This window comes from Staphylococcus sp. GDX8P54P (assembly GCF_017893165.1).
Classification (GTDB): Bacteria; Bacillota; Bacilli; order Staphylococcales; family Staphylococcaceae; genus Staphylococcus; species Staphylococcus borealis.
Window position 1 is genome coordinate 1 of the sequence record NZ_JAESMM010000026.1, and the last position, 9,900, is coordinate 9,900.

Below are 9,900 nucleotides of genomic sequence, written 5' to 3' on the forward strand. Positions count from 1 at the left end.
CGGCTGCTAAAGGTACAGCAACAATATTATAACCTGCACCCCACCATAAGTTTTGCACCTTGGTCTTTGTCATGTTTCCATAATCCAGATGAATGTGGGGATGGTGAGTTTTGAACAAATCCATTAAAATGTATCTGCTTCTTCGGCATATGTTTTTCCTCCTAAATGTAGTTTCGTTGTGCTTAATAGTGACTGTTGAGGAAATTTTAAAATTTAATTTAATATTTTTTGAATTACTTTACTCATTTCCTAAGATGAAAATTCTCAATATATAGAATTTTCAGATAATATATACGCTAGTAAATATAGCGAATATTATATACTTCGTCAACGCCAAAATGGTAAATGATATAAGAATAGTCGGATTAAATCGGTAAAATGTTTTTGTTTATTTTTAGGAAATCAAAATTTATCGATATTTGTGTTTGCTACTTACAATGGTATAAAATATAAAAGAGATTATTAAGTCACATATATAAGAATCATGAACAATTGAACGCAATTAGTACGGACATTCAAACATTATTAGATTTAAAAACAGAAAGGATACTATTGAATAATGAATAAATTACAAAAAGATGGTTATTCAAGATATGATTTAATGAAAAGTTTAAATTATGAGGGTATTGAACAAGATTATAATGAAATATTAGCGTACTTTGCTGATCTACCTGAAGATGATTATGCCCCTAACCTTAATAGATATAGAAGATACTCTAGAGCAATCGTGTTACCTGGCACAGAAGATGTTTTTTGGCTTCCTACCATTGAAAGAAATGGCGTTGATTATTCTGCGTATTTTCAAGGGAAGTTTAATCCAGAACATTCTGGCTCATATAGAGAACTCCATTCTATTGATGAAAATATAAGAAGTAATAAATTGTTGAACGATATTATAATAGCCAACTATCATGAAACGTTTTGGAACGAAGAGGATAAAATTTTACCGATTCATGTGGGTGTGCATTTCGTTAAATTGTATGTAGAAAATGACGGAGATAAAGCTGTTTCCTCACCGAACTGTTTACACCAAGACGGAGAGCCGTTTACTTTTGCTCATTTAATTGAAAGAAAGAATATTGTTGGTGGAACGAATGCTATCGCTGTACCGGAAGCTGCTGGGAATAATCCGGAAGATACTGATGAAAACAATATAATAGAAGTTTTTGAAATGGAGAACCCTTTAGAATCCTACGGCGTTTACGACCCTAATGTAAGTCATTATGTAAGTCCAGTTGAAAAAGGATCAGAACAAGGTACAGGTCTTAGATCTGTCATATTAATTGATTACCAACAAACAGTTGTTGCAGATGTCGATGAATAATAAAATCCCCCTACTTGTATAACAGTAGGGGGATTTTAAAGTTCATCATTACGGCAATAAGTTAAATTCAAACTAAAAAAGCAATGAAATAAGTGCGATTATAGGGAGCCCGCCTTGTTTTAAAATTATAGATTTTTGACTAGTAATTGTCCCATATATAGCAACTAAAATGATATAAATTAAAATACAAGTAATTAATTCTCTAGGATTATGGGAAAAGAACAGCGCATATAATAACATCACACCCAGAAGTCCATTGTATACACCTTGGTTTTTCATAAGAACCTTTAAATTGGGCTTTTTTAATTCTTCCTGCTTAATATTGAATATTTTACTAGTTCTAAGGGAAGTCGTTTTAATCGTTTGTAATATCATTATATATATAAATTCAATAGCAACTAATAAAACTAAAATTACTGTAACAATACTCATAAATGAATACACCTCTTTTTCAAATGAACTTTCCATATATTAATATCACAACTTTAACTGGGGAGTAATAAATTAAGTGATTTGAAGTAACTCTCCTTCAATAACTCCAATTCTTTTGTTCAATACTTCTTTTTGGTTATTCAAAACCCCTAAATGTACTTCTAATATTGTTTTTATATCTATTTCATTATCATATAGCATACCTGTATTTTTTTTGATTTCTTTTAAACTCATATTCAAATTACTTAAACATTTTATGAATTTTATCATTTCAATATCATCTTTACTATAGAGCCTTTTATTATTAGTGTCTCTTTCTATAAATTTTAATATCTCCTTTTTTTCATAAAATCTTAATTTACTTTTACTTATATCACATATGCTTGCTACTTGATCAATATAAAATTTTTCCAATGTAAGCACATCCCTTCTCTTAAACTAAGGTTTAACTGTTATATTATTATATAACCACACAAGAGGAGGAAAAACAATTAAAAAGCTTTGATTTTTATACTTCAATAGCAATCATTATTACAAGAAATAATTTTATTTAAGCAAGTCAGTTTAAACACTAATTAAAAAACAGTAAAACGGAGGATTATTATGCAAAATGAACAAATTGTATTAAACGAAAGACCAGAAGGATTACCTAAAGATGACACTTTTAAATACGAAGCAATCCAAACAGCAGAACCTAGTACGGGTGAAGTACAATTAAAATCTATTTATATTTCTGTGGATCCTTATATGCGCGGAAGAATGAATGATTCAAAAAGTTACGTTAAACCTTATGAAATCGGCAAACCAATTGATGGGCATGTTTTAGCGAAAGTTATAAAATCCGAAGTAGAATACTTGGAAGAAGGAGATTATGTTACGGGTGTCTTACCTTGGCAAAGAATAATCACTACTGATGCTAATCAAGTGACTAAAATACCTTCCACAGAAGTTCCTCTACATTTATACTTAAGCATTTTAGGAATGCCAGGTATGACAGCATATACTGGTTTGTTGGAAATAGGTAAACCAAAAGCAGGAGAAACAGTTGTTGTATCTGCTGCTTCCGGCGCTGTAGGGTCTGTAGTAGGACAAATTGCTAAAATAAAAGGCGCAAAAGTAGTTGGCATTGCCGGTGGAAAAGAAAAAACACAATATTTAACAGACACATTAGGCTTTGATGCGGCTGTTGATTATAAAGGCGATGATTTTGAAGCACAACTTGCCGCATCTGTACCAAATGGTATTGATGTATATTACGAAAACGTCGGTGGAAAATTATCAGATGAAGTTTTCAAACATTTAAATACATTTGCACGTGTACCTGTTTGTGGTGCAATCTCAACTTACAATAATACGCAAACTGAAATGGGACCAAGAATTCAGGAAACACTAGTTAAAAGCCAAGCCCTAATGCAAGGTTTTGTAGTAGGACAGTTTGCAGAGCATTTTAAAGAAGCAAGCGAACAACTTGCCAAATGGGTAGCTGAAGATAAAATAAAATCACAAGTAACAATCGATGAAGGTTTTGATCAATTGCCTAATGCATTTAGAAAACTATTTTCTGGTGAAAACTTCGGTAAACAAGTGGTTAAAATATCAGAGGAATAACTTGAGATATAATCTAATATAAAAGTATATGAGATAAAAAACACAATTAGCTTATAATAAAAATCTCACTCATCAAATAAGATGAGTGAGATTTTGTTATTTTTTATAAAGTTTTTGGTGAACTGTTTGCTTAAACTGTTGCGTAATCTTTTTTACCAAAGAATGTTACAAGTAATAACATAATTATTGATAGTGGCAACCCAATTAAGATTGGATGTAGACCAAACGGATGACCTAGTATTTGCCATATCACTGCTGAACCAAGCCCACTCCACATTGCAATGTTACCTGCAAGCTTCGTAGGTTTTTTCCAAAATAGACCGAACATCACTGGCGCAAGTAAGCCTGAAACTGACATTGCAGTACCTGTTACCATAAGATCTACTAATCCTGGGATCATAAGCGCCAATACTAAAGAAATCACAGCTACGATTAACACTGAAAGTTTACTATACTTTAGCTTATAGTATAATAAAACTATAAATTAGCTACACTTAACTAAATAACTTTTATAAGGCAGGTTAGTAGATTATGCAAACAAATGAAACTAAAGGAATCTTTAATGCTACGGGGGCTAATATTTATTTTGAATCAAAAGGTAATGGTGAGAATATATTATTACTTCATGCTGGAATTGCAGATTCACGTATGTGGGATAATGAATTCCACTTATTATCAGAAAAATATCGAGTAGTTAGGCTTGACCTTCCTGGATTCGGCTTAAGTGATTTCACAGGAGGAAATTACTCTTATAGTAATATTATTAATGAAATACTTACACATCTAGATATCAATCACACTCATATTTTAGCAGCTTCATTTGGTGGGAAAATAGCTATTGATTTTTATCTAGACCACTCAGAAAAGTGTCTGAGCTTAGCACTTTTGTCTCCAGCTTTAGGTGGGTGGGAAGATTCGTCTTTCCTACAAGAATATGAAGAAGAAGAAGAAAAACTATTACAAGAAGGTAAAATAGAAGAAATAGCACTGTTTAACTATAAAACTTGGATACTAAGAAATAGGTCTCCAGAACTTATCAATACAGATGTGAAGCAATTAGTTGTTGATATGCAGACGGAATTTTTAACTAAACCCGAATTAGATTATTCTTGCGAGGAAATAGAAACGAAGGATAATATCTTACAGATAAAAAATATTCAAGTCCCTGTATTAATTATTAATGGTGAGTATGATGTTCAAGATTTTCAAGATATATCTGAACTAATGAGTAATGAAATTCCTCATATAAAAAATTGCACATTAGCCTCAATTTCCTGCAACTGTTCCTCATTAGAATGACTTTTCAGCTTTGCAATCGCATATTCCAAAGCATCGCCACCATAGTAACCTGTTTTTTCCACAAAAATCGTAGCATGAATCAGTGACTTCGTCTCATCCGCATCAAAAAACAAAGGTGCTTCAATAAAATCATTTAACAGCATGTAGCCACCATTATGTCCAGTATCTGAAATTATAGGCACGCCACTCTTTGAAAGTGTATCCATATAACGATACACCGTTCTTATATTCATTTCTAGCTTATCTGAAATTTGCTTTGCAGTAACCTTCTTATCTGAACTAAGCATCCATAGAATAGCAAGTACATTATCTAATTTAGCCATAATGTTTACCTCTTTCATGTAAATTCTCATCACGTATTTTAAGAACATGTTTCTTCAATGCTTTATCATGCTAATTAAATATTTCAAAATAAGTTTGTCATTGCTTTGACTTTTCCACCACAGTGCTTATTTTTTCTACCATTTCATCAATACTAAATTTGCTGGTATTTAATGCATGCTTATCTACCAAATATGGGTTATATTCTTTAACTTCCTCAATGCTAATTTCATGCCAAATTGGTAGTATAATAATATTATCTTCATTAATTTATCTATTTAAAAAAGATATAAATTAATATTTACTCCAACCACTTTCAATAAAATTTCGAGATAAAAACACTACTACAAATCTTGAATTTAATATCCCCATATTCATCATTTGTGTTTGACTTTGACCTATTTCAAATACTTTTTCATCTTCAAATACTTTCAACCCTTTATCAGTCAATTTATCACTTAATTCAGACACATATTCTTCTTTGTCTAAATTTGAATGTGACAGAAAAACATCGTATTCAATGAGTTCTTTTTGTTTTGCAGATTGCTTTACTTGTTCTGACAATGCATTAATCTGTTCAGAATTTGAGAGAAGTTGAGTCATTATACTGTGGTTATCATTTCTTGAATTATTTATTGTTTTCTCTAATTTATCTTGTTGTTTACTACGTTCTTTATCTAATTTAGCTCGAGTCTCATTAATTTTTCTTTCAATTTTACTGTATTCTTCATATAATTTTGATAACTCTGTTTGCTTTTCAACAATCTTCTTACGATTTCTTATTAGTTCATTAATATTACTTTTAGTAGGATTTCTCTTTTTACTTAATCTTTCAATTTTTCGTTCAAGCCTCTTTATATCACCCGTCAATTTACTCATTTTACTTGAAAGTTTTGCAGATTTAGACATCTCATTTTTTAATTTTGTTTCTAATACTGACATAAAATACCCCTCCGACAAGAACATACGTTCCCTTTATTTATATAACTATCTTAGCTTATATTTAAATAGAAGTAAATGATAATAAAGGAATGACTATATACATGACACTAAAACTAATTTCAAAGTATAACTCTGAATTCATGCAGGATATAATCAATCAAATAAACATATCGTTAGAAGATATTGAAGGTTCATCAACAATTGAAGTCGAATTCGATAATGAAGGCAATTATACACGTTATCAATTTCAAAATAATAAACTTTATATAAAAAATATTTTACCAAATTTAATGGATTTGTTAGGTATTGATGATGGTGTAGATACTTTTATGCGTGGATTCAACGAAGGATTTTATGAAGCCTTAACAAGGTTTATGTATGCCTCAAACTTAGATGATCAATTTGAAGAGTATAAAAATGCAATTTTCACTTATTTGTTCACACCTAAAGGTAAACTAAAGGAACATGTACTATTAAAATTACATAATGATGGATCTATAGCTCTTGACGACACTACTTTTAAAAGAGCTACTGTAAATGCTACTTTTGGTTATAAAAATAATATACCTTTTAGATTTTACGATGAAAATAATCCGAATATCACATCACTGGATAATATGCTAAACACTGCTTTTACAATTAAAAATGGTCTCGAACGTAAAAACTATAATTATTCAAATAACTATTCCTCATCATATTCACATGAAGAATGGGAAAACTTAAATATGATTGCTGATATAAGTACACAAATCAATATAGATTTAAATGACAAAAATAATGAGATATTTCAAAGATATTTCACAAAAGAACAACTTATTTCATCTATAATACAGACACTATTAAATAGGTTCCCTGATATCAACACAGATGAAGAAAAACAGATAACTGTAAATCTAAATTCATTAATTGGTAAATTATCAAAAGACAACATTCGTGGAAGGTTCCCTTTTAGTGATGTACTAACAATTTTGTCTGTTTTTTATTTTAGATATTTGTACATAGACAGTAATACACATGCTAAACACAAAAATGCATCTGGCAACAATAGCTATTTTGCTTTACTATTTAACAAGCAAGAATTAAATATATTAAAAAAGCAAAAAGTTAATTATTCAGAACTCCAAGATTTTGAGGAACAAAAATTAAAATTCAACGCTGATTTTCAACAACTACATAACGACATAGATGAATTAACTGAAAATCACTTACACATTGTCTTCACAGATGACAAATTAGGAAATGAAGATGATGAAGGTGATTTTTCATCTTTTCATATCATCGATAATGAACTTATAAATGCATCAAATTTGTTTATACATAAATTATTTTATATGGATCAGCTACCATTTATGGAAACTTTGCTTAGTACTTTATCAGGTGTTTACACTCATATTTGCGAGAACATGAATTTCTTTCATACAAATGCGCCTATAGAAGTTCTTAATTTGAGTAATCAAATTATTAAAACGACAAAAAAATGGAGTAATACAATAACACCTCTCCATGCTAAAAATGACCTAACTCATAGTAAATTAAATAAGTACGACCTAAACTTATTCATTTATGACTTTAAAATTTCTAGTGAAACTCATCTATCTCTAATTAATTCTATGAATGTAATTGATAATCTAAACTTGAGACAAAAATATTTTAAAAAATAATTACTACAACTCAATCTCTTTAGTACCAATCTTTATTCAACCTAACTGTCTAACCAACCATTCTTGGTTAGACAGTTAGGTTTATTTTTGTGTGATGTAATACACGTAATGAATCTTTATGATTCAGAAAAAATTATAAAGGCGGTAATTACTTATGAAGTATAAACCTATTCGAGTAATACAATTGTATGGAGCATCAAAGAAAGCTGCGAAACAAAAATACAGCGGAGAGACGTTCATCTTTAATGACTTAGTAAATCAGGTTGGCACTTTCAACTGTAATACTAATGAAATTAGAGAAGTAGGTCGCATGTTTGGGGCGTGGGAAAGAAAAGGATGCGACGCTCCTATCAAGAGAATTTCTAACAAATCTCCTATCCTGTATCAAAAAATTCGACTTTTTAATACAGGAGGTAAACGCTAATGGCTAACAACATCTTCGAGCAAAATCCATATTTTTTAAATTCAAATGGATTTTATGAAGTGATTCCACCTAAAAGTAACAATGATGTAGAAAAAATCATTCAATTGTCTAGTCCCATCATTATTGAAAATAAATTTCTCGACCCGTCTACAGGGGTTGAGAAATTGATTATTACAGATGGAAAAAACATTGAACGTATTGAAGCGTCAGATATCTTAACATCTTTCAAGCTACCTGGATTGATTAAGTACGGCTTCAACATCAACGAACGGTATATTAAATCATTAAGCTATGCGTTACAATCGATGCGCCAGTCACTTCCATTATCTAAATTATATACAGGTGTAGGTGTATTACAGTCTGATGATGAAGGTATGGTCATTTCATTGGATAAACCATACTTTTCAAAAGAAATAAAGCAGTCACAAGCTAATGAAATCATTTGTGAAACACACTATGATTTACAACCAAAAGGTACTTTCAAAGGCTGGTGGGAGATGTACTTAAAACAAGTTAAAGGGAACTTACTACTAGAACTTGCAGTAGTATTTGCTGCTTCTTCATTAGTTACTGCATTCCTAAAAACAAGACATGAGGTCGAGTTTGCGGGAACCATATTCTCATTTATGGGAAATTCAAGCACAGGTAAATCGACTGCAGCTGCTTTAGCTGTTTCAATAGCCGGCAACCCTACTAAAGGTAGTAATACCCTGTTTAGATCATGGAATGGTACTAGAAACGCGCTTGAAGGATATTTAAGTAGTAACTTTGGTGTGCCTATCGTATTAGATGAATTGTCAGCTGCAACCTTCAAAGAGACTACTGGATTGTTGTACAGTTTGGCAGAGGGACAAGGCCGACAACGCTCTAATATTGATGGTAATGTCAAAGCACTCAAAAATTGGGGCACCACAGTGATAAGTACCGCAGAACACAGTATTTTAAATGATAGTGCACGTAATGATGGTTTGAACGTCCGTACGATTGAAATATCTGAAGCCTTTACAACAAGTGCTGACAATGCAGATGCAATTAAAAGGGCTACATCGGTCAATTATGGCCATATAATGCCATTAGTAGCTGAATATCTTTTAAAACGTGAAGACGAAGTAATTAAATGGTTTCATGCGGAACATGATTGGTTCAAAAACCAACTAAAAAATGAAACGAGTAATACTGGTATTCGTATGTTCAAACGCTATGCAGTGATTGCGACATCTGCTCGGATATTCGAACGTGTTATTGCAGTACCTATTGATATAGATGTAGTAAGAGAATACTTGGTTAGTTATCACTTGGAGTCAGTTTCAGAACGCTCACTACAAGCGAAATCTATCGAGGTTATTGTTCAGTTTGTAGCGCAAAACCGGGGGAAATTCTCTGAGGATGCCAAGCTATCAAGAATGATTGAGAATTATGGCCTTATTGAACTCAAAGAAGACCACATACAAGTTAAAATGCTGAAAAATGTTTTTAAAAACATGTTGGAAGAACATCAATTCCAAGATGTTAATACTGTCATCGATGCCCTTCAAGATAAAGGTTATATGCAATCGGATCGCAACCGTAAAACGACCAAACGTAGTGTCAAAGATGCTCAAGGTAAAACAAAATCGATTGTATTCTATCATCTTAAATTGGATAAAGAGCTTGCCCCTATTTTCGGCTTAAGCTCTAATACTGAAACTTTTACACCACCGCAATTTGATGGTAATACAAATCCAGATTTGCTTAATAACTTTATGAAACAAGCGAAAGAAAAAGAAGCAAATGATGATTTAGACCTATAAATTTGAATATTATACCGCTACAACGCGCTATGCGTTGTAGCTCATTAAATTAATCGGAGGCATAAAAATGAAAACAAACGTCAACTTATTAAATTACAC

The 9,900-nt window shown here is 31.4% G+C and carries 11 protein-coding genes and 1 pseudogene; 6 read left to right on the top strand and 6 right to left on the bottom strand.

The annotated features are described in order from the left end of the window. Positions 1–26 precede the first annotated feature (26 nt). The gene (locus tag KA909_RS13680; RefSeq protein WP_272947155.1) at positions 27–149 is read right to left on the bottom strand and encodes a hypothetical protein; all 123 of its coding nucleotides are present in this window, start codon (positions 147–149) and stop codon (positions 27–29) included. Between the two features lie 410 nt (positions 150–559). Between KA909_RS13680 and KA909_RS09700 the strand changes: the two genes are divergently transcribed. Beyond that, positions 560–1,324, top strand: a complete 765-nt coding sequence (locus tag KA909_RS09700) for a 2OG-Fe dioxygenase family protein (protein WP_044291500.1) — start codon at positions 560–562, stop codon at positions 1,322–1,324. Positions 1,325–1,396: 72 nt separating this feature from the next. Here KA909_RS09700 and KA909_RS09705 read toward each other — a convergent pair whose 3' ends face one another. Together KA909_RS09705 and KA909_RS09710 are read right to left on the bottom strand one after the other, a co-directional pair. Continuing rightward, entirely contained in the window at positions 1,397–1,756 is a 360-nt protein-coding gene (locus KA909_RS09705) for a DUF1304 domain-containing protein (RefSeq protein WP_002511730.1), read from the bottom strand. A gap of 72 nt (positions 1,757–1,828) precedes the next feature. After that, entirely contained in the window at positions 1,829–2,170 is a 342-nt protein-coding gene (locus KA909_RS09710) for a helix-turn-helix domain-containing protein (protein WP_002506307.1), read from the bottom strand. Positions 2,171–2,359: 189 nt separating this feature from the next. Here KA909_RS09710 and KA909_RS09715 point away from each other — a divergent pair, with 189 nt between their 5' ends. Further along, the gene (locus KA909_RS09715) at positions 2,360–3,364 is read left to right on the top strand and encodes an NADP-dependent oxidoreductase (RefSeq protein ID WP_002511731.1); all 1,005 of its coding nucleotides are present in this window, start codon (positions 2,360–2,362) and stop codon (positions 3,362–3,364) included. 130 nt (positions 3,365–3,494) lie between these two features. Here KA909_RS09715 and KA909_RS09720 read toward each other — a convergent pair whose 3' ends face one another. Beyond that, positions 3,495–3,740 carry a hypothetical protein gene (locus KA909_RS09720; RefSeq protein ID WP_044291493.1) on the bottom strand — a complete coding sequence of 82 codons (246 nt, stop codon included), beginning with the start codon at positions 3,738–3,740 and terminating at the stop codon, positions 3,495–3,497. Positions 3,741–3,895: 155 nt separating this feature from the next. On the opposite strand from KA909_RS09720, the gene KA909_RS09725 reads away from it, so the two are divergent. After that, positions 3,896–4,663, top strand: a complete 768-nt coding sequence (locus tag KA909_RS09725) for an alpha/beta fold hydrolase (protein WP_107517540.1) — start codon at positions 3,896–3,898, stop codon at positions 4,661–4,663. On the opposite strand, the pseudogene KA909_RS09730 reads toward KA909_RS09725, so the two are convergent. Both KA909_RS09730 and KA909_RS09735 read right to left on the bottom strand, forming a co-directional pair. Then, positions 4,621–4,986: pseudogene (locus tag KA909_RS09730) on the bottom strand (helix-turn-helix transcriptional regulator); the annotation flags it as partial. The gene KA909_RS09725 and the pseudogene KA909_RS09730 sit on opposite strands and share 43 nt — an antisense overlap. 292 nt (positions 4,987–5,278) lie before the next feature. Beyond that, positions 5,279–5,926 (bottom strand): toll/interleukin-1 receptor domain-containing protein, encoded by a 648-nt coding sequence (locus KA909_RS09735; RefSeq protein ID WP_228481258.1) that lies wholly within the window; start codon positions 5,924–5,926, stop codon positions 5,279–5,281. A 101-nt stretch (positions 5,927–6,027) separates the two neighbouring features. Here KA909_RS09735 and KA909_RS09740 point away from each other — a divergent pair, with 101 nt between their 5' ends. The 3 genes from KA909_RS09740 to cch1 all read left to right on the top strand — a co-directional run bounded on the left by KA909_RS09740 (position 6,028) and on the right by cch1 (position 9,801). Then, complete coding sequence (locus KA909_RS09740; protein ID WP_210130159.1) at positions 6,028–7,587, top strand: hypothetical protein; 1,560 nt, start codon at positions 6,028–6,030, stop codon at positions 7,585–7,587. A gap of 154 nt (positions 7,588–7,741) precedes the next feature. Continuing rightward, positions 7,742–8,011: a hypothetical protein gene (locus KA909_RS09745; RefSeq protein ID WP_165624108.1), complete on the top strand. Its 270-nt coding sequence runs from the start codon at positions 7,742–7,744 to the stop codon at positions 8,009–8,011. Continuing rightward, a complete protein-coding gene (cch1, locus tag KA909_RS09750) occupies positions 8,011–9,801 on the top strand; it encodes a cassette chromosome replicative helicase (protein ID WP_210130160.1) in 1,791 nt (596 codons plus the stop codon). Before KA909_RS09745 ends, cch1 begins: the two co-directional genes overlap by 1 nt. Positions 9,802–9,900 lie beyond the last annotated feature (99 nt).

Coding starts and splice junctions, on each gene's coding strand:
- KA909_RS13680 (WP_272947155.1), bottom strand. CDS start 149: ATGCCGAAGAAGCAGATACATTTTAATGGATTTGTTCAAAACTCACCA.
- KA909_RS09700 (WP_044291500.1), top strand. CDS start 560: ATGAATAAATTACAAAAAGATGGTTATTCAAGATATGATTTAATGAAA.
- KA909_RS09705 (WP_002511730.1), bottom strand. CDS start 1,756: ATGAGTATTGTTACAGTAATTTTAGTTTTATTAGTTGCTATTGAATTT.
- KA909_RS09715 (WP_002511731.1), top strand. CDS start 2,360: ATGCAAAATGAACAAATTGTATTAAACGAAAGACCAGAAGGATTACCT.
- KA909_RS09720 (WP_044291493.1), bottom strand. CDS start 3,740: ATGGTAACAGGTACTGCAATGTCAGTTTCAGGCTTACTTGCGCCAGTG.
- KA909_RS09725 (WP_107517540.1), top strand. CDS start 3,896: ATGCAAACAAATGAAACTAAAGGAATCTTTAATGCTACGGGGGCTAAT.
- KA909_RS09735 (WP_228481258.1), bottom strand. CDS start 5,926: ATGTCAGTATTAGAAACAAAATTAAAAAATGAGATGTCTAAATCTGCA.
- KA909_RS09740 (WP_210130159.1), top strand. CDS start 6,028: ATGACACTAAAACTAATTTCAAAGTATAACTCTGAATTCATGCAGGAT.
- KA909_RS09745 (WP_165624108.1), top strand. CDS start 7,742: ATGAAGTATAAACCTATTCGAGTAATACAATTGTATGGAGCATCAAAG.
- cch1 (WP_210130160.1), top strand. CDS start 8,011: ATGGCTAACAACATCTTCGAGCAAAATCCATATTTTTTAAATTCAAAT.